Origin of the sequence: Geobacillus sp. 46C-IIa, assembly GCF_014679505.1 — a bacterium.
GTDB lineage: Bacteria > Bacillota > Bacilli > Bacillales > Anoxybacillaceae > Geobacillus.
The window spans coordinates 1,683,529-1,702,668 of the sequence record NZ_CP061474.1 but is presented as its reverse complement, the minus strand read 5'-3'; the positions used below and the strand labels follow the sequence as shown (position 1 = coordinate 1,702,668).

Annotated in this window: 20 protein-coding genes and 1 pseudogene; 16 read left to right on the top strand and 5 right to left on the bottom strand. The window is 55.6% G+C overall.

What is annotated here, in order from left to right; translation table 11 throughout:
- Positions 1-20 precede the first annotated feature (20 nt).
- Together IC803_RS08465 and IC803_RS08460 are read left to right on the top strand one after the other, a co-directional pair.
- Complete coding sequence (locus IC803_RS08465) at positions 21-791, top strand: SDR family NAD(P)-dependent oxidoreductase (RefSeq protein ID WP_081207423.1); 771 nt, start codon at positions 21-23, stop codon at positions 789-791.
- 167 nt (positions 792-958) lie between these two features.
- Positions 959-1,738, top strand: coding sequence for an enoyl-CoA hydratase/isomerase family protein (locus IC803_RS08460; protein ID WP_081207422.1), 780 nt, complete (start codon positions 959-961; stop codon positions 1,736-1,738).
- A gap of 118 nt (positions 1,739-1,856) precedes the next feature.
- Here the strand turns inward: IC803_RS08460 and IC803_RS08455 are convergent, their stop codons facing one another.
- From IC803_RS08455 to IC803_RS08445, 3 genes are all read right to left on the bottom strand, one after another.
- Positions 1,857-2,684: a serine/threonine protein kinase gene (locus IC803_RS08455; RefSeq protein WP_081207421.1), complete on the bottom strand. Its 828-nt coding sequence runs from the start codon at positions 2,682-2,684 to the stop codon at positions 1,857-1,859.
- Positions 2,684-2,881 (bottom strand): hypothetical protein, encoded by a 198-nt coding sequence (locus IC803_RS08450; protein ID WP_081207420.1) that lies wholly within the window; start codon positions 2,879-2,881, stop codon positions 2,684-2,686. Before IC803_RS08450 ends, IC803_RS08455 begins: the two co-directional genes overlap by 1 nt.
- Before the next feature lie 116 nt (positions 2,882-2,997).
- A complete protein-coding gene (locus tag IC803_RS08445) occupies positions 2,998-5,088 on the bottom strand; it encodes a DNA topoisomerase III (RefSeq protein WP_081207419.1) in 2,091 nt (696 codons plus the stop codon).
- A gap of 354 nt (positions 5,089-5,442) precedes the next feature.
- Here IC803_RS08445 and IC803_RS08440 point away from each other — a divergent pair, with 354 nt between their 5' ends.
- The 3 genes from IC803_RS08440 (at position 5,443) to IC803_RS08430 (ending at position 8,103) form a co-directional block, all read left to right on the top strand.
- A complete protein-coding gene (locus tag IC803_RS08440; protein WP_081207418.1) occupies positions 5,443-6,819 on the top strand; it encodes a sensor histidine kinase in 1,377 nt (458 codons plus the stop codon).
- On the top strand, positions 6,819-7,499 hold the full coding sequence (locus IC803_RS08435; RefSeq protein ID WP_081207417.1) for a response regulator transcription factor: 681 nt from the start codon (positions 6,819-6,821) through the stop codon (positions 7,497-7,499). Before IC803_RS08440 ends, IC803_RS08435 begins: the two co-directional genes overlap by 1 nt.
- A 61-nt stretch (positions 7,500-7,560) precedes the next feature.
- The gene (locus IC803_RS08430; protein ID WP_369826927.1) at positions 7,561-8,103 is read left to right on the top strand and encodes a TVP38/TMEM64 family protein; all 543 of its coding nucleotides are present in this window, start codon (positions 7,561-7,563) and stop codon (positions 8,101-8,103) included.
- 22 nt (positions 8,104-8,125) lie between these two features.
- On the opposite strand, the gene IC803_RS08425 is transcribed toward IC803_RS08430, so the two are convergent.
- Positions 8,126-8,854, bottom strand: coding sequence for an endonuclease/exonuclease/phosphatase family protein (locus tag IC803_RS08425; protein WP_081207415.1), 729 nt, complete (start codon positions 8,852-8,854; stop codon positions 8,126-8,128).
- Between the two features lie 152 nt (positions 8,855-9,006).
- On the opposite strand from IC803_RS08425, the gene IC803_RS08420 reads away from it, so the two are divergent.
- From IC803_RS08420 to IC803_RS08395, 6 genes are all read left to right on the top strand, one after another.
- Entirely contained in the window at positions 9,007-9,237 is a 231-nt protein-coding gene (locus IC803_RS08420) for a hypothetical protein (RefSeq protein ID WP_081207414.1), read from the top strand.
- A gap of 183 nt (positions 9,238-9,420) precedes the next feature.
- Positions 9,421-9,738, top strand: coding sequence for a metal-sensing transcriptional repressor (locus tag IC803_RS08415; RefSeq protein WP_081207413.1), 318 nt, complete (start codon positions 9,421-9,423; stop codon positions 9,736-9,738).
- Positions 9,739-9,751: 13 nt separating this feature from the next.
- The gene (locus IC803_RS08410) at positions 9,752-12,148 is read left to right on the top strand and encodes a heavy metal translocating P-type ATPase (RefSeq protein WP_081207412.1); all 2,397 of its coding nucleotides are present in this window, start codon (positions 9,752-9,754) and stop codon (positions 12,146-12,148) included.
- A gap of 15 nt (positions 12,149-12,163) precedes the next feature.
- Positions 12,164-12,367 carry a copper chaperone CopZ gene (gene copZ / locus IC803_RS08405; RefSeq protein ID WP_081207411.1) on the top strand — a complete coding sequence of 68 codons (204 nt, stop codon included), beginning with the start codon at positions 12,164-12,166 and terminating at the stop codon, positions 12,365-12,367.
- A gap of 435 nt (positions 12,368-12,802) precedes the next feature.
- Positions 12,803-13,390 carry a YdhK family protein gene (locus IC803_RS08400; RefSeq protein ID WP_081207588.1) on the top strand — a complete coding sequence of 196 codons (588 nt, stop codon included), beginning with the start codon at positions 12,803-12,805 and terminating at the stop codon, positions 13,388-13,390.
- Between the two features lie 306 nt (positions 13,391-13,696).
- Positions 13,697-13,993, top strand: coding sequence for a hypothetical protein (locus IC803_RS08395; protein ID WP_223812051.1), 297 nt, complete (start codon positions 13,697-13,699; stop codon positions 13,991-13,993).
- On the opposite strand, the gene IC803_RS08390 is transcribed toward IC803_RS08395, so the two are convergent.
- Positions 13,938-15,311, bottom strand: coding sequence for an amino acid permease (locus IC803_RS08390; RefSeq protein ID WP_081207410.1), 1,374 nt, complete (start codon positions 15,309-15,311; stop codon positions 13,938-13,940). The genes IC803_RS08395 and IC803_RS08390 overlap by 56 nt on opposite strands.
- Before the next feature lie 207 nt (positions 15,312-15,518).
- On the opposite strand from IC803_RS08390, the gene IC803_RS08385 reads away from it, so the two are divergent.
- From IC803_RS08385 to IC803_RS08370, 5 genes and pseudogenes are all read left to right on the top strand, one after another.
- Entirely contained in the window at positions 15,519-16,001 is a 483-nt protein-coding gene (locus IC803_RS08385; protein WP_081207409.1) for a PH domain-containing protein, read from the top strand.
- Positions 15,991-17,436, top strand: a complete 1,446-nt coding sequence (locus IC803_RS08380) for a PH domain-containing protein (RefSeq protein WP_081207408.1) — start codon at positions 15,991-15,993, stop codon at positions 17,434-17,436. The genes IC803_RS08385 and IC803_RS08380 overlap by 11 nt, the downstream gene beginning before the upstream one ends.
- A pseudogene (locus IC803_RS18160) lies at positions 17,433-17,603 on the top strand (lysine transporter); the annotation flags it as partial. The gene IC803_RS08380 and the pseudogene IC803_RS18160, both read left to right, overlap by 4 nt.
- A 37-nt stretch (positions 17,604-17,640) precedes the next feature.
- A complete protein-coding gene (locus IC803_RS08375) occupies positions 17,641-18,870 on the top strand; it encodes a DNA polymerase IV (protein ID WP_081207407.1) in 1,230 nt (409 codons plus the stop codon).
- On the top strand, positions 18,867-19,055 hold the full coding sequence (locus IC803_RS08370) for a hypothetical protein (protein ID WP_081207406.1): 189 nt from the start codon (positions 18,867-18,869) through the stop codon (positions 19,053-19,055). Before IC803_RS08375 ends, IC803_RS08370 begins: the two co-directional genes overlap by 4 nt.
- The last annotated feature ends 85 nt before the right edge of the window (positions 19,056-19,140 follow it).

Below are 19,140 nucleotides of genomic sequence, written 5' to 3'. Positions count from 1 at the left end.
GAGAAAGGGAGAGGAAAACGATGCGTTTTTCGAATACCGTAGCCGTGGTTACCGGAGGGGGAAGCGGCATTGGCCGGGCGACGGCCATCCGTTTGGCTCAGGAAGGGGCGACCGTCGTGCTTGTCGGCCGCACCGCTGCCAAACTGGAAGAAACCGTGCAAGACATCACGCGTCTTGGGGCGCCGGGAGCCGTAGATCGGTTTGCGGCTGATGTCACCGACCGTGAACAAGTGACCGCCTTGGCGGCGTATGTCCAAAGCCAGTACGGTGACTTGCACGTGCTCGTCAATAATGCCGGCATGTCGACCCATACGAAATGGCTTGAGCTCACGGAACAAGAGTGGGATGATGTGCAGCGGGTCAATATCAAAAGCGTCTTTCTCGTCTCGCAAACGCTCGCTCCGCTGATGATCGAAGGGGCGAAGCGGGAACGCGCCAACCGGGCGATCGTCAATGTCGCGTCGCTGTCTGGACATCAGGCAGGAGCGCACATTCCGCACTACAGCGCTGCCAAAGCCGGTGTGATCAACTTGACGAGATCGCTCGCCTTGGAGCTGGCCCCATACGGCATTCGCGTCAACTCCGTCTCGCCTGGCTTTGTCGAGACGCCGCTCACCGAGCGCGGCCTGCAAAATGAGCGGTTTGTCAAAGCCATTGAGCGCAACACCGCCTTAGGCCGGGTGGGGGTTCCGGAAGAGATCGCAAGCGTCATTGCGTTTCTTGCTTCTTCGGAAGCGTCGTATATGACGGGCTCTGATGTGTTGGTCGATGGCGGTTGGCTCATTAAGTAGCGGTCACACTTATTTAAGTTTGAGAAAGGAAGGACGGCGTCAAAAATTGGATGAAAGCTCCATGCAGCTGGTTCGGTTGAACACGGAGGGGGCGGCCGAGAGCCGCATTCGCTTTTAACCAAACTGATCAAGGGCGACAAGGATAAAAAAAGGAAAGGAAGAGGAAGATGGAAACCGCGCATTTGCTTGTGGAACAATCGGGATCGATCCTATGGTTGACCTTAAACCGTCCGGAGCGGCTCAATGCCTTCAGCCCGGAGATGATCGCCGGGTTGACTCGTGAAATCGAACGCGCCGCCGCGGACGATGCCGTTCGGGCGATCGTTCTATCCGGCGCCGGCCGGGCATTCAGCGCCGGCGGCGACGTCAAAACGATGGGGCAATCGAATGCCCCAAAGGCGTACGAGCATATCGGCCGGCTCAACCGGTTGATTGTGACGATAAAAGCGTGTGAAAAGCCGATCATCGCCGTCGTGCACGGGGTTGCTGCAGGGGCGGGATTCAATTTGGCGCTCGCTTGCGATCTCATCTTGGCTGCAGAAGACAGCCAGTTCATTTTGAGCTTTGCGAACGTTGGCCTTGTCTCCGACGGCGGCGGCTCCTATTGGCTGCCGCGGCTTGTCGGCCCGCATTTAGCCAAGCAATTTTTCTTCACTGCCGAGCCGATTTCGGCCCGCCGTCTGTATGAACTTGGCGTCTTAAGCGAGGTTGTTCCGGCCGAGGGGCTGCGCGAAGCAGCGGAAGCGCTCGCTGCCAAACTGGCCGACGGGCCGACGAAAGCGATCGGCAAGCAAAAGCGGCTGATCGAGCACGCCTTGACCGCGACGCTCGAAGAGATTCTCGAAGAAGAGCGGCTCATCCAAGGATTGATGGTCGAAACGGACGACCATCGCGAGGGGGTGGCGGCGTTTAAGGAGAAACGAAAGCCGGTGTTTAAGGGGAAGTAGACTGTATTGGCAGCGGTGCGAAACGCTCAGGAACCGGATCAATCAGCAAGGGAAACGGAACATCAAATAAGCCCCTCTGTCGCGCCTCTATAGGCGAGAGGGGCTTTGGCCTGTCGGCTTATAGCGCTTCGGCTTGCGCCGGCCCGTCTTTGGCGAGCAGCTGCTCGACATCGGCGATCAACGAGTCAATATGGTCGTACGGTGGATCAAGCTGCAACATTTTTCGCAAGATTGTCTGGGCTTTTGGGGACAAGTTTAGCTCTTCTTCCCAACTTTTTTCATCCTCACTGATCGGTTCGTAAGCGGAATATAAGAGGAATAACGCGAAATGTCCGAGCGCATAAAAGTCGCTTCGCGGGTGCGGTTCGCGCCGCAGCCGCTTTTCAAGCGGATCGTCATCGCGGAAATCTACTCGTTCGCCGATGCGGCACGCCAGTCCGAAATCGATGACAAATACCGTTCCATTGCGCCAGACGATGTTCGGGATGCGCAAATCGCGGTGGACGATGCCAAAAGCGTGAATATCCCGCACGACGTCAAGCACATCGAGCAACAATCGAAACGCCGCCTGTTCCGTGTACATGACTCCGAGGTGAAAAATCCGATCTTCCACTGTTTCTCCGTCGATATAGTCCATGACAAGATGCGGCTGTCCGCCTTCGATAAACGTATCGTACCGTGCCGGAATTTGCGGATGGCGCAAATGTGCGAGCACATCTGCCTCGCGCTGAAGCAGACGACGGCCGTCTTCCCCTTTTGTCCGCCGCGCCTGTTTAATGACAACAACGCGCCCGGTGGCGCAATCGCGTCCTTTATAGGCGATGCCGTAGCTCCCCATCCCAAGTTCTTCAATGATTTCGTAGCGGCCAAAAAGCACCTTCCCGCTCCGATGCGGGCGGTCAATCCAGCGGGCGATAAGCGGATGGCGGTCCATGAATCGCTTCATCAGCTGCCAAAAAAGCTCGAGAAAAAGCTGCCGCGATGATGTTTCTTTTTGTAATGGTGATGGCCGTACTGGGACGGGTGTTGGTGCGAATGATACTTCGGGCCGTAATGATGGTAATCGCTGCTGCTATACTGCTTTTTATAGTGCGATGGGTGATGGTGTTGCCCCAAAAGCGCCTTTAACAACTTCTTTAACATCTTGATCGCTCCTTTACGGTAGATTTACTTATATATACGGAATAGCGAAAAGAAAGTTTCGGATTCAAAGAGATAAATCAACCGCCAGCGTTGCAGCTCCTGGCGGTTGACAGCGATTACTCTTTTTTTTCGAGCGCCTGTTTGAGCAGCTCTCCTAAACTCGTGCCAAACGATTCATTGGACGGGCTGTATTTTTTCAGCAGCGCCCGCTCCTTTCCTTTCACGGCGGTGCGTTTCGTTTCTTCCGCTTTTTCCACCATGTTGCACGGGCGGCATTGGAAATAGAGCCCGGCTTTCCCTTCGTGCATTTCCATGCGCCGGTGGCATTGGGGGCAGCGGCGGTTCGAGAGCTTCGGGTCGCGCCTCCGGCGGTAGCGGCATGGTAAGTTCGAGCAGACGAGCATCCGGCCGTCTTTCGTTTTCCGCTCTTTTAAGAGCGCGCCGCATTCCGGGCAGGTGAGATTTGTGAGGTTCGGCGCTTTGTATACATGCTCGCTCTGCTTGATTTCGGCGACAAGCTGCTCCGTCTGCCGGCGGATGTTGGCCAAAAATTGTTTCGGATTCCCTTTTCCGCGGGCGATTGCCTCGAGCTCACGCTCCCAACGGGCGGTCAACTCCGGCGATTTCAGCTCCTCGTTGACGAGCTCGATCAGCTGTTTTCCCTTTTTCGTCGGATAAAAGCGCCCGTCTTTCCGCTCGACGACTTCCGTTTCGACGAGCCGCTCGATGATGTCCGCTCTTGTCGCCGGCGTGCCGAGTCCATATTTCTCCATTTGCGCGAGCAAGTCAGCCTCCGAGTAACGGGATGGCGGTTCGGTGAACGATCGTTCCATCTCAAGCTGCACCGGTGCGAGCGTTTGGCCTTCCGATAGGTGTAACCATGTTGGTTTCACTTCTGTTTCTTCTTTGCCAAGAACGGCTTGAAATCCTGCGTTCACGACCGCTGTTTCCCGGGCGACAAACGTCTCGCCGCCGATTTCGAAAGTGACGGTTGTCGTTTCATATTCATGCGGCGGGTAAAAGAGCGCCAAAAAGCGGCGGGCGATCATGTCATACAGCTTGCGCTCATCGGCTGACAGCTTCCCGAGGTCAAGCCGTTCATCGGTCGGAATGATGGCGTGGTGGTCCGTCACTTTGTCATCTTGAAACACCCGGTTGGCCGCCTTCGGATTCCCATTGGTGAAAAGAAGAGAGATCACATCCTCATAGCCGGGCTTCATCGCCAACAGCCGGCCGGCCATCGTCGCCTTCATATCGCTTGGCAAAAAGCGCGAATCGGTGCGCGGATACGTGACGAGCTTGTGCTGTTCATACAGCCGCTGCAGCACCGAGAGCGTTTTTTTCGCGGAAAAGCCAAACCGCTTGTTCGCCTCCCGCTGCAACTCCGTTAAGTCATATGGCAGCGGGGCCGGTTCGCTTTTCCGCTTCCGCTTGACCGATGTGACGCGCGCCGGCTGGCCGTTGAGACGAGCCATCAGCCCGTTGGCCTCGTCTTGATCAAACAGCCGCTTCCCACCGTGCCGTTCCCATACCGCCGTGACCAAACCGATGCGGGCATGAATCGTCCAATACGGAACGGGAACGAACGATTGAATCTCCCGCTCGCGTTCGATGATCATCGCCAGCGTCGGCGTTTGCACGCGCCCGGCCGAGAGCGGGTCGTTGTATTTGGTCGTCAAGGCGCGCGTCACGTTCAACCCGATCAGCCAGTCGGCTTCGGCGCGGCAGACGGCTGATTCATACAGCCGGTCAAACTGCGCCCCGGGTTTTAACTGGCGAAACCCGTCGCGGATGGCTTGATCGGTTTGCGACGAAATCCATAAACGCCAAATCGGTTTCGTCCAGCCAATTTGTCGCAAAATCCAACGCGCGACCAGCTCTCCTTCGCGGCCGGCGTCGGTCGCAATAATGCAATCTTTCACATCGCGGCGTTTGGCTAAATGTTCAATGGCGCGAAACTGGCGGCTCGTTTGCCGGATCACTTTCAAGCCCATTTGTTTCGGAATGATCGGCAAGTCCTCAAGCCGCCACGTTTCGTATTTCCGGTCATAGTCTTCCGGCATTTTGAGTTCGACCAAATGCCCAAGCGCCCACGTGACGATGTAGCGCGGCCCTTCCATATACGATTTATGCGTTTCTTTGCAGCCGAGCACGCGGGCAATGTCGCGGGCGACGCTCGGCTTTTCCGCTAACACGAGCGATTTCATAAACAAACTCCTTTCTGTCGTCTCCCACTGAGTGCGGTCTGTTTACTAGTATAATGGAAGAAAGAAAAAGACGCATCCACTAGGCTTGGCCCCTGACGAAACAGAACGGCGGAGGCGGCAAGGCCCGCTTGGAAAGGGCGGTGGCGCACGGCATCGCTCGTTGCATGCATGAAAGAGAGCATGGAGATGAAGGCTGTTTTTCTCCTGGCTTCAATTCACAACCAAACGGCCATCGTTCTAGCATCACGGTTTTTTTCGTCTTTTTCGGTCATATCCATACTTTCTGCACATTTTCAGGATAAAATAATAAAATTGGAATCATCATACGGTCTTCATCGATAAGGAGAGAAACACGTGCGAAAGCTTTCTTGGAAACTCGGCATGCTGTTTTTTGCCTTCGTCCTGGCTGTGGAAATGGTGCTGTTCGTTTCTCTCTATGCGACGCTTGTTCACGCGCGCATCGAGGAAGAATTTGCGCAGCTTCTGGCACGGGGAAACAGCCACCGCAATGTGTTGGAAAAAAATCACGATCGCACAACGGTTGAGCATGTCGTGATGATGGAGTCTGAAGCCGAAACCGATGTCGTCATCACCGATGCCAGGCGCCAGATTGTATCGGCTTCTAGCGGCATTGTCCCGTTTGCTAGGCAGCTCATCCCGTTGACTCACGGGCGCTCCATTCCCCGCGAAGGCATGATGGTGCAAACCGATTGGAAGCGGGCGTCTCACATCGCCACCGTCAGCCCGATCCAAATCGGGGGCGAAACGAGCGGGTATGTGTATATGTTTCAAGACACCCGTTCGATCCGGACGATGGTGTATAAATTGAAACATCATTTTGTTGTCGTCGGTGTGCTGTCCGTGGCGATTACGATGATGACGATCGCCTTTTTCTCCCGCGCCATTACCATGCCGCTTCTTCGCATGAAGCGGGCGACCGAAGCGCTCAGCCAAGGCGATTTTTCCGTGCGCGTCGAAGTGAAAGGAGACGATGAGCTGGCGCAGTTAGGCAAAGCCATTCAAACGCTGGCGAACGATTTGGCGTATTTGAAACAAGAGCGGAGCGAATTTTTAGCGAGCATCTCTCATGAATTGCGCACGCCGCTAACGTATGTGAAAGGGTACGCCGACATCGCCAGACGGCCGCACCTTGCCGAGGACGAACGAATGAAATACGCGGCGATCATTTATGAAGAGGCGGAAAAGATCGAAAAAATGGTGAAAGACTTGTTTGAACTAGCTAAACTCGAGCGGCACTCGTTCCAGATCGAAACGCAGCCGACCGATCTTTGTTCGTTTTTCACCAAACTGTGTGAAAAGCTGCGCCCGGCGTTTCAGGAGAAATCGCTGTCGCTTGTGTGCCAGTGCCCCGGTTCGGTCACAGCGGCGATCGACCAGGAGCGGTTTGAGCAAGTGATGATCAACGTACTCGACAACGCGCGGAAATATGCGTTTCCTGGCACAACAGTGAAGATCGCCGTCCATCCGCAAAAACGCGAGGTCGTCGTGGCCGTTTCCGATCAAGGGGCCGGCATCCCGCCGGAAGACGTGCCCCGCATTTTCGAACGGTTTTACCGCGTCGATAAGTCGCGATCGCGAATGAGCGGCGGGACGGGGCTTGGGCTTTCCATTGCTAAAGAGATCGTCGAGGCGCATGGGGGGACGATCACCGCTCGAAGCGAACAAGGGAAAGGAACGACCATCATCATGACGCTGCCGGAGGGATCGTGATGTACACGCTATTGTTGGTCGATGATGAAGAGCGCATGCTGGATTTGTTGGAATTGTATTTAGTTCCTAACGGCTACCGTTGCGTGAAGCGGCGTTCAGGAACGGAAGCAGTCGATTATTTGCGGCATCATCATGCCGATTTAGTGCTGCTCGATGTGATGATGCCCGAGATGAACGGATGGGAGACGTGCCGCCGCATCCGTTCATTTTCCGATGTTCCGATCATGATGGTCACTGCCCGTGACGAGACGGCCGATATCGTCCAAGGATTGAAAATCGGAGCGGATGATTATGTGACCAAACCGTTTGATGAGGCGGAGTTATTGGCGCGCATTGAAGCGGTGCTGCGCCGCACGGCCGGCAGCCGTTCAGTCATCCGTGCAGCTGGGCTTGTCTGGGATGAACAGGAACATACGGTCCGCTACGGGGAAACACCGATTGCACTGACGCCGAAAGAGTTCGCCATTTTAGGGCTGTTGTTAACACACCCGAATCAAGTGTTCAGCCGCGGGCAAATTATTACGTCGTTATGGGGGGCGCTTGCGGAGACAGAGGAACGAACGATCGACTCCCATATGAAAAACATTCGCGAGAAACTGCGCCGGGCCGGGTTTCCGGTGGATGAACATTTGCAGACGGTCTGGGGCGTCGGCTACAAATGGAAAGGGCAGAAACCGTAGTCTAGCCTCTAGCCCGCACGGTTTCCAAGAAAGAGAGGCGGTCGATCGCGTGAAAGACAAAATGATCGATGTTTTGCACACATATAGCGAGGCGGCGTATCTCCTCAGCCTGCTCGCCAACCTCGCCGTCAGCGTGCTCGGGGTCGTCCCGAGCGCGTTTTTGACCGCGGCCAATTTAGCCGTTTTCGGGTTTTGGCCCGGTTTTTGGATTTCGTTTGCCGGCGAGGCGCTCGGGGCGGTCGTCTCGTTCGTCTTGTACCGAAAAGGATTTCGCCGGCTGCGTGAGACGACATGGCTTTCCCATCCAAACGTGAAGCCGCTGCTTCATGCGAGCGGCAAGGAGGCGTTTTGGCTTGTGTTTTCGCTCCGGTTGCTGCCGCTCATGCCATCAGGGGTCGTGACGTTTGTCGCCGCGATCGGCCGTACGTCTCTTCCCGTCTTTGCGGCCGCCAGTTCGCTCGGCAAGCTCCCGGCCTTATGGATGGAGGCGTATGCTGTCCATCAACTTCTTCGCGCCACATGGCAAGGAAAGCTCATTTTGGCCGCCTTATCCGCGGCGATCTTTCTTTTCGTCTGGCGGAAGATCAGGCGAAAGGCCGAATGACATGAACTCGCCAAAAAGGCGGTCAGTCTAGGCGCAGCGTCGCCCTTAGCGGCAAATGGTCGGACGCCGTCGGCATGATGGCCACCACTTGTGCATCTGCAACGTGAAGCTGACGGCTGATAAAGATATAGTCAAGCCTCCGCCGCGGACGAAAAGACGGGTACGTATCGCCATTTCCCGTTCCTGCTTTTTGCCACACATCATCCATTTTTCGGGTCATTTTGTTCCAAGGCTTTGAGCCAGGCCTCATGTTCCAGTCACCCATGATGAGAGACGGAAACGGTTGACGGTCTAGCTGGCCGATAATGAAATCGGTCTGTCTTCGATGCAAAAACGGGTTGAGGCTTAAGTGAGTGACATAGACCGCAAACGGTTGGCCCTGAACGTCAATGATGGCTTCAAGCAGCGACCGTCCTTCGGCCATCTTGAACCCCATATTCAACGAATGACTCCGGTGAGTGGCGATCGGGTGGCGCGACAACAGCCCGTTTCCGTATTGACGGGTGATTCCGAGTTGGTTTGCCCCTAATGAGACGGAAGGGGTGAACGCATGATGCATACGCAACTCTTTGGCAAGCCAGCCGATTTGATCTTCATACCCGCTCCGCCTCGAAAAATAACGGTCCACCTCGTTCAGCCCGACAACGTCGGCGCCGCTTTGTTCGATTACGGCGGCGATTCGGGGTAAGTTCACTTTTCCGTCTGTTCCTTTGCCGTGGCGGATGTTAAACGTCATCGCGTGCAGTTCCATCGTCCATCCTCCCTTCCTTTCGCCCCATTTTGGCCATCGCGGCCGCATCTTAGTCAGAGGAAAGAAGACAAAACGTTGTCACTCCTTCTGGATACGTTCTCCATAATTTTCGTTTATGATGAAGACGAAAGAGAAGGGAGGTGGGCATTCCCATGAAAAAAGCCGCAGGAGGCTTGTTGGCGATTGCGTTGGCGCTAGGGGCAGGAACGGTTGTCTTGGCCAATACGAACGGTCCGCTCACGTTTGACCAAATGCCCCCTCATATGAAAAGCATGCATCCGAACTTGTCGGAGCAGCAGCTGCAAGATCTGTATAACGCCTGCCATGGGGGAAACAGAGGAAAAACGGGCCAGCCGTCTCAAACGATGATGAATCGGTTTTAGGAAACAAAAGAAGCGGCTTGCATCGCAAGGTGGCGGGTTCATGAAGGAAGGCATAAACAGACGCCATCATCCGTCGCCGATCGAGCCGCTTTTCTTTTTTTGTCCTAAAAAGAAGGAAATTAATTGCATCTATATACCTCATTCGGGTATAATGTATATAGATCAAGAAAAGAGGTGAACAGGATGACCCACCCGCCGCAAGAAGAACATGCGGTTCACCATACGATGGTTCCGCGCACGAAAGAGGAAGTGGAGAACATCATGAAACGGTTGAAGCGCATCGAAGGGCAAGTGCGCGGCGTGCAAAAAATGGTGGAAGACAATCGCTATTGCATTGATATTTTAGTGCAAATTTCCGCCATCCAAGCGGCGCTGCGCCAAGTAGGAATGCAGCTGCTTGAACGTCATGCCAGCCATTGCGTGGCGAAAGCGATCCGCGAAGGAAACGGCGAACAATCGCTTCGCGAGCTGATGGATGTGATCAAACACGTTTCGAAGTAAGGGGGGATGACCGATGGGAGAATCGAAAACGGTGACGCTCCACATCACCGGCATGACGTGCGCCGCCTGCGCCAACCGGATCGAAAAAGTGTTGAACAAACTAGACGGAGTCCAGGCGAACGTCAACTTGGCGATGGAGCGGGCGACGATTCAATACGATTCCGAAAAACAGCGCCTTCGGGATATTGAAACGAAAATTGAACAATTAGGCTATGGCGTGGCAAAGGAAAAGGTAACGCTCGATATTGCCGGGATGACGTGCGCGGCGTGCGCGACTCGGATTGAAAAAGGGTTAAAACGGTTGGAAGGCATCACCGCGGCGACGGTCAACTTAGCGACGAACAGCGCCGTCGTCGAATACGAAGAAGGCGTGCTGTCCATCGAGGAGATCCTCAGGAAAATCGAGCATCTTGGCTACAAAGGACGCCTCCGCGAGGAGCAAACGGATGTCCGCCATGAAGACGAATGGAAACAAAAGCGGCGCCGGCTCATGTTGTCAACGGTGCTCTCGCTGCCGCTGTTGTATACGATGATCGCCCATTTGCCGCTCGATCTCGGTCTGCCGATGCCGCATGGGTTGATGAATCCGTGGGTGCAGCTTCTCTTGGCCACTCCAGTGCAGTTTTACATTGGCGGCCCATTTTATCTCGGTGCGTACCGAGCGTTGCGCAACAAGAGCGCGAACATGGACGTTCTTGTCGCTCTCGGCACGTCGGCGGCCTATGTTTACAGCTTGTATGAGGCGCTCAAAACGTTGGCTGATCCAGGCTATGCGCCAAGATTGTATTTTGAGACAAGCGCGGTATTGATTACACTCGTTTTAGTTGGCAAATATGTCGAGGCGCTCGCTAAAGGGCGGACGACAGAAGCGATTTCGAAGCTGCTGAGCCTGCAGGCGAAAGAGGCGACCGTCCTCCGCAACGGCGCCGAACAAAACGTACCGCTTGAACAAGTCGTTGTCGGCGATACGATTATCGTGCGGCCCGGTGAAAAAATTCCGGTGGACGGAACGGTCATCGCTGGGGCCTCATCGGTCGACGAATCGATGATCACGGGCGAATCGATTCCGGTCGATAAAAAAGAAGGCGACTCCGTCATTGGCGCCACGATCAACCAAAACGGCGTTTTGACCATCCGGGCGGAAAAAGTCGGGAAAGATACGGCGCTTGCCCACATTGTCCGCATCGTCGAGGAAGCGCAAGGGTCCAAGGCGCCGATTCAGCGGATGGCCGATGTCATCTCCGGCATTTTTGTCCCGATTGTCGTCGCCATCGCGGCCGTTTCGTTTCTCGTTTGGTACTTTTTCGTGGCGCCGGGCGACGTCACCGCCGCCTTAGAAGCGGCCATCGCCGTGCTCGTCATCGCCTGTCCGTGCGCGCTCGGCTTGGCGACGCCGACATCGATTATGGTCGGGACCGGCAAGGGGGCGGAATACGGCATTCTCTTTAAAGGAGGTGAGTACCTAGAGAGAACGCAGCAAATCCAAGCCGTGTTGCTCGATAAGACGGGAACGGTGACGAAAGGCAAACCGGAAGTGACCGATGTCATCACGCTCCGGGAGGACATGCTGGTGTATGCCGTTTCGGCGGAGAGCGCATCAGAACATCCGCTCGCCCAAGCGATCGTCGCGTATGGGAACGAAAAAGGAATCGCCCGAAAACCGCTCGACCGTTTCTCGGCCATCGCTGGGCATGGCATTGAAGCGGTGGTGGATGGCCAATCTGTACTGGTCGGCACACGCAAGCTCATGACCGATCGTTCGATTGACGCAGCGAGCGCAGAGGAACAAATGGCGGCGCTGGAAGCGCAAGGAAAAACAGCGATGCTGGTGGCCATCAATGGAGAGTTGGCCGGTTTGATCGCCGTCGCCGATACGGTGAAAGAAAGCTCGAAACGGGCCATCCAGACGATAACGCAAATGGGCATTGACGTGTACATGGTGACCGGCGACAACCGCCGCACTGCGGAAGCGATCGCCGACCAAGTCGGCATTCGTCATGTGTATGCGGAAGTGCTGCCGGAAGAGAAGGCGGACATCGTCGCCAAGCTGCAGCAGCAAGGAAAGCGGGTGGCGATGGTCGGCGACGGCATCAACGACGCCCCGGCCTTGGCGAAAGCCGATATCGGCATGGCGATTGGCACCGGCACCGATGTGGCGATTGAAACGGCCGACGTGACGCTTGTCGGCGGCGATTTGATCCATATCCCGCAGGCGATCGAGTTGAGCCGAAAAACGATGAGAAACATCCGCCAAAACTTGTTTTGGGCGTTAGTGTACAATACGATCGGCATTCCGGTCGCTGCCGCCGGCTTATTGGAGCCATGGATCGCCGGTGCGGCGATGGCGTTTAGCTCCGTGTCGGTCGTTCTGAACGCGCTTCGTCTGAAACAGGTGAAACTATCACCATAACGGGAGGAACAAACGATGACGATTACGTTACACGTGCAAGGAATGACATGCGGCCATTGCAAAGCAGCGGTCACCAATGCCTTACAACAGCTCGAGGGCGTCCGCCGGGTCGACGTCCATTTGGAACAAGGGACGGTCGACGTCGAGTACGATGAGGCGACAGTGACTGTTGATCAGTTGAAAACCGCGATTGAAGATCAAGGATATGATGTCGTCTAACGATGCGGCATTCCCTCGGGAGAACGGGGGGATGCCGTTTTCGTTCTGCAGCGGGTTGATCGCGACTAGGGCGTTCAAAGACCGAGATCATTACATGAGCGAAGGCAGCGGCAAGCGGGGGTGAAGCGCTGTGCCGTTAAGCATCGTGAGGCGCACCCAACGCCGGTTTTCCCCTTTGCCGTCCGAGGTAAAGGAGCCGGCATTTTTTCTTGAGAAGTGACATACTCCCACCACCTGCGGAAGCGCTTAGAGGTAGGGGTTCTCGGTTTAGGATGATCAAGCTGGGCAGACATCGGCGCGTTGTGTCAGGAAAGAGAGCCGATTTTATGCGGTTTCTCCCATTGAACATGGCGAGAATCGGCTGTCTTTTCACCGCATCTCCATAAAATCTGCACAAATGTGGGATATGATAAGAAGGCAAGGAGGGTGAAAAACGTGAAAAACGGGAGAATCGTATGGGGAGTTGCTTCTTTGGCAGCGGCTTTGTTGCTGTCCGCCTGTGCCGGCGCTGGAAATGACGAAGCGGCGCCAAAAGAAAACAACGCCACCCGAGAAGAAAACACCCATAATGCCGGCCACGGGGAAATGAATCACTCTGGTTCAGGCGACATCCCGGCTGGATTGGAAGAAGCGAAACAGCCATCCTACCCGGTCGGAAGCAAAGTCATCATTCACGCCGACCATATGCCGGGGATGAACGGGGCGGAAGCGACCGTTTCCGGGGCGTTTGACACGACTGTCTATACGGTGACGTACACGCCGACAACGGGCGGTCCTCCGGTCAAAAACCATAAATGGGTGATCCACGAAGAAATCGAAAACGCCGGGGATGAGCCGTTTCAGCCAGGTGACGAAGTCGTTTTGAACGCTGACCATATGAAAGGGATGAAAGGCGCGAAAGCCGTCATCGACTCCGCTCAACCGACGACGGTGTATATGGTTGATTACATCGATACAGAAACTGGCGAACAAGTGACCAACCATAAATGGGTGACCGAAGATGAACTGTCGCCGGTGAAATAAGGAATCAACCATACGCGCAGCGAGGGGCTCCGAAGCGGCGAGACGCCCCTTTTCCATCATTCCGTGCACAATATTGTCCATGGCACGACGAGGGTGTCCTAAAAGAAGGATCGGGACACCCTCTTCCCATCTGCGCATCCGTCTTCTTTTTTCGCGCTATATGTTGTGCCAGTCTTGAAGGAGGCCCACCTTTTCGGTCAGTCCGGTTGTTTTTTATGGACATCAAGGTAGAATGAAATCAAGAGTCTGCTGGATGACAGAAGGTGTGAGCGAGGAAATCCGCCTCTTTCGGCGGAAGGGAACACGATGAAATGGTTTTGGCTGGGAGCATTGTTGTTTTGCCTCGGTTGGTTCGTATACGGGGCCGCGGTCAGTTTGCATCGTTTATGGGCCGAGCAACGTGTGGACGGGCAAGCGCTGATTTTGCCGCTCGGCATGGCGGTTATGAGCTGGCGGGCATGGGATGAAGGCGCGGAAACAGTTGGGGACGACAAGAGAACAGGCGCCGGCCATAACGGCACGAGCGCCTGTTTTTCTGAACTCTTATTCAGGCGGATTGTTCGTCGGCGTTTGGTTCCGGCCGCCGGCGCTGTTTTTCTTTGACCGCCCCATACATCGCCAGAACCGCCAGGATCACCAGGCAAAGAACCGACCCGATTCGATGATCGCGCTGAAATAAAAAGCTCACCCAAATCGCGCCGAGCGACACGACGGCGATGAGCGTCGTGTACGGAAATGCTTTGACGCGGAAGAATGGATTGGTATCGTAATGCGGCCGCAGTTTCAGTTGGGCCGCGCCGATCATCATCCAGACGATCAGCACCGTAAACCCAGGGATTGTCATCAGCTCGCCGATGATCCGCCCCGGTGCCAAGTACGCGCCAACGACCCCTAAAGCGATGCAGAGAGCGACCATTCCCATCCCGTAGATCGGAACCCCATGTCGCGTCGTCCGCAACAAGCGGCGGCTCGCTTCTCCTTGTTCGGCCATCGAAAAGAGCAAGCGGGACGTGGCATACACCCCCGTGTTCGCCGCCGATAAGACGGCAACAAGCAAAACAGCGTTCATCACATGGGCGGCGCCCGGAATGCCGGTGGCCTCGAGCACTTGGACGAACGGGCTGTTTTCCGCCGATACGGCGTTCCATGACATGATGCCGCAAATGATGGCGATCGGCAGCACGTAAAAGCCGATGACCCGCCATATCGTCGTTTTGATCACCCGCGGCAGCACCCGGTCAGCGTCTTTCATCTCTGTCACCGCTACACCGATCAGCTCCGCACCGCCGTATGAAAACATGACGACAAGCAAGGCGCTGATCATGCCGCCGACCCCATGCGGAAACCAGGCGTCGTACGTCGCATAACGGCTCCATGGGCTTCCGTCCGCTCCTTCGATCACTCCCAACCACATGCCGGCTCCAAGCAAGATGAATAGCGCCAACGCCGCTATTTTCAACCCGGCGAGCCAAAATTCTGTTTCTCCATAGTAGCGAACCGGAAACAAGTTCAGCCCGATGATAAACAGTGCGCAACTCAGAGCGAGCAGCCAAAGCGGCACCGACGGCATCCAATAGCGCAAAAAACTGCCTGCCGCCAGCAGCTCGACGACGGTGACCAACGTCCAGTTCGCCCAATACAGCCACCCGACAAGAAACGACCAGCGAAAGCCAAACGCCCGGCGGATCAAATGCTGAACGTTTTCGCCCGGATAGGCGATGGCCATCTCCGCTAAGGCGGCCATAATGAGAAACAACAGCGCGCCGCCGAGGAGATACGTAAGAATAACGCTCGGTCCGGCCATGTGAATCGTATCAGAGCTCCCTTTGAAAATGCCGGTGCCGATCATGCCGCCTAGCGCCATCAACTGCACATGGCGGGGCAGCAGCCCTTTTTGCAATGAGGAGCGGGAATGTTCCATACAGCAACAACCTTTCTCGCACGACGTTCATTCCATGATTTGCTTTCTTGCTTTTACGCTTTTATGCAGTTAAGCGAAAAAGATAGTTTTAGAATATAATAGTTTTGTTTTTCTGTCAATGTTTTGCGAAAAAAGCACGTCGTCAATGTGGAAATGTTTTGTTATACTGGAAACAGGTTTTGAACTTGCCAAAAGGAGATTGGTAGGATGCTTCGCAACAGCGGTAAACCGATTTCGGAAAAAGCCATCACCGTGTGGCGCTTGACCGGGGCGTTGGGGGCATTGGCTGGCGGTGTCATCATCGGTGGGATCGCTTGGGTGTTGTGGCGTTTCCATGTTCCTGAGTGGTGGTTAGCGCCGTTGGCGGGCATCTGGGGAGTGGGAGCGATCTTGTGGGTCGGATGGCTTCCTCCCTTGCGCCAGAAACGATGGCGTTATGATATTCGCGACGAAGAAATAGAAATTCAGCACGGCGTTTGGTCAACGACATGGACGTTAGTTCCGATGAATCGCGTCCAACATGTCGATGTGCGCCAAGGCCCTTTGCTCAAACGGTACGGGTTGGCTTCGGTCGTGATTTTCACGGCCGCTACCGTCCATGAAATCCCCGCTCTGTCTGAATCGGAGGCGGAACGGCTCTGCCGGCTGATCGCCGAGCGGGCGAAGGCGGCGGATCAGGATGATGACTAAGCGGCGTCTTCATCCGATCGCGATGGCAACCGGAGTGGGGAGGGAGCTGAAACACGCGCTGCTCCCGCTTTTGGTGGTCGTTGTCGCTGGCAGCCGCGGCGATTTTTCTTGGCGGGATCTCGTCATGCCGCTTCTTGTGTTCGCTTACACGATCGTTGCCGGCGTCCTTTCCTGGGTTCGTTTCAAATACGGCTGGGACGGACAAACGCTGGAAGTGGAAGAAGGGTTGTTTGTCCGCAAAAAACGGACGATCCCGTTTGAGCGCATTCAAGGCATTTCCACAGCGGAAGGAATATGGCAGCGGCTGGCTGGAGTCGTAAAAGTTCAAATTGAAACCGCCGGGAGTGGGCCTGGGGAAGCAGAAGTGGTGCTCGCCGCCGTGTCGAGGGAAGAAGTGCGCCGCTTGCAGCGCGAGATCGAGCGGGCAAAAGAGCAGGCAGAGGCGTCTCATCTCCAAAATGAGCGCGAGAATCAGCCGCTGCCTCCTCCTTTATTTACACTTTCGGTAAAGGAAGTATGGCTTGCCGCTGTGACAAGCGGGGGAGCGTTTGGCGTAGTGGCGGCCGTTTGGGCCTTCCTGTCCCAGCTTGGCGACTTAATCCCGTATGAAGCGCTCTTTCGCAATGTACAGGCGACATGGAACGGACATGGGCGGTGGTACATTGGGGCGGCTGGTTTGGTGGCGCTGTTGGCTGCGTATGGGGTGGCGATCGGGCAAAATATGATCCGCTTCGCTTCGTTTGCGGTGCGCAGGCAAGAAGATACGATTGTCATCACGCGCGGTTGGCTCGAACGCCAAACGGTCTCAGTCCCTATTGGCCGCGTTCAAGGGGTGATGATCCATGAGAGCTGGCTGCGCCGTTTGTTCGGGTATGCGACCGTATCGCTCATTCATGCCGGCGGGGCGCTTGATGGCGGTCCACTAGGGGATGTGGTTCTTTGCCCGCTTGTAAAAAAAGAGCGCGTCTCCTCGATCGTTCACGCGTGCCTGCCGGAGTACGATCTCGGTGTCGCGCTCCGCCCGTTGCCGAAGCGAGCCCAACTCCGCTATATGCTTCGGCCGCTCTATTGGCTGGCGGCTCCCCTGGCATTGGCCGCCTACATCGAGCGCCCATGGGGAGCGGGGCTTTTGTTTGCGCTGCCGCTCGCTCTGTGGATCGGGGCGCGGCGCTATCAGGCGGCCGGCTGGTCGCTTTCTTCAGGGCAGTTAACACTCCGCAGCGGCTGGTTCCGCCGAACGACCACATACATGGTGAAACGCCGCCTGCAAGCGGTTGAGGTGTCGGCGACATGGTGGCAACAGCGAAAACGATTAGCCACCATTTCCGCCGCCGTTATGCCGCTTGGCACCCGCGTCTGCGTCGTCGATGTGGATGAAGAGAATGCGGCTTTAATCTATCGCTGGCTGCAAGGGGACGGAAGGAACCAAGCATGATGAAAGCCTTTCTTCACGGGCTTATCCTTGCGTTTGGACTCATTTTGCCGCTGGGGATGCAAAACGTGTTCATTTTGACCTAAGGAGCGGTTCAGCGGCGTTGGCGGCATGCCTTGCCGGCGGTGCTGACGGCGTCGTTGGGTGATACGTTGTTGATTTTCCTCGCAAAATAGGAATCCAACGAAAGAAAAGAAGGGAAGAAAGATGCAAACGGAGCGCGAATCGCATGGACGGATTATTTTTCACGTAGACGCCAATTCGTTTTTCGCTAGCTGTGAGATCGCCCGTGACCCATCGCTTCAGAAAAAACCGGTCGTTGTGGCAGGAGACCCGAAAGAACGGAAAGGAATTGTGCTGGCGGCCAGTTATATAGCGAAACAACAGTTTGGCATCTATACGACGATGCCGCTTTGGGAAGCGAAAAAACGCTGTCCAGCGCTCGTCGTGCGGCCGCCGGATTTCGCGTTATACCGCGAAATGAGCCGCCGCTTGTTTCAATGCTTGCAGCGCTTCTCGCCTGTTTTGGAGCGGGCCTCGATTGATGAAGGCTATTTGGACATGACCGGGCGGATGCCAATGGTTCACCCGCTCACGTTGGCGCGTCATATCCAACAAGAACTGCTTGAGCGGCTGTCAATTCCGGTGAGCATCGGCATCGCTCCGAATAAGTTTTTGGCGAAAATGGCAATCGGCAGGAAAAAGCCGCTTGGCATCACCGTGCTGCGCAAGCGCGATGTTCCGTTCGTGTTATGGCCGCTTCCGGTTGAACAGATGCATGGCGTCGGCGACAAAACGGCGAAGAAGCTGCATGCGCTTGGCCTCCATACGATCGGCGATCTCGCCAAAGCTGACCGCGAGCGTCTTCGCCAGACGTTTGGCATCTATGGCCCCCGTCTTTATGAGCGGGCGAACGGCATCGACCCGCGTCCGGTGGATCCAGCAGCGGCGGAAAAGCGAAAATCGATCGGACACTCAACAACGCTGCCGTACGATATCGAGGAAGAACAGAAACTGCTCGCTGTCTTGCGCCAGCTGGCCGAATCGGTCGGCGCCCGGATGAGCGAAAAGCGGGTTGCCTCGCGAACCGTTCAACTGACCATTCGCTACCACGATTTTCACACGATCACCCGCAGCCAAACTGGAATGGAACCGTTATGGGATGCCCAGGAGATCTTTTCCTATGCGGCGCGGTTGTTCCAAAAGCATTGGAACGGCCGTCCGGTGCGGCTTCTTGGCGTTGCCGCGCTCCATGTGTTTGACCGGGCAGGGGCGGTGAAGCAGCTGGATTTGTTTCATTATGAAAAGGAGGCGAAAATGGAAACACTTTGGAAAACGGTGGAACAGCTGCGGGCGAAGTTTGGCGCTCACGCCTTGCAAACGGGTGTTGAGCTGCGTTCGTCCGACAGGCAAACGAAAGAGGGGGAAGAACGTTGACGATCTTAATGATTGCCGCGGCTGTCGCGATGGTTGCAGGCCTCATCGGCACGCTCGCGCTGTCGGGGCGAGGGGACGAACAGTACACATCAGCAACCAAAGGCAATCTCACCCGCCTAGTGTTGATTGATGCCGGGTTGGCCATTGTTCTAGCGGCGGGAATCGGGGTATATGTAGCGTTATAGCACGTGAAAGACGATGCCCCCGTCGAGTTTGGATGCCGCGGCACCGGTTAGAGACGGACGGTTATGGACAATTGAGCCTCGATGA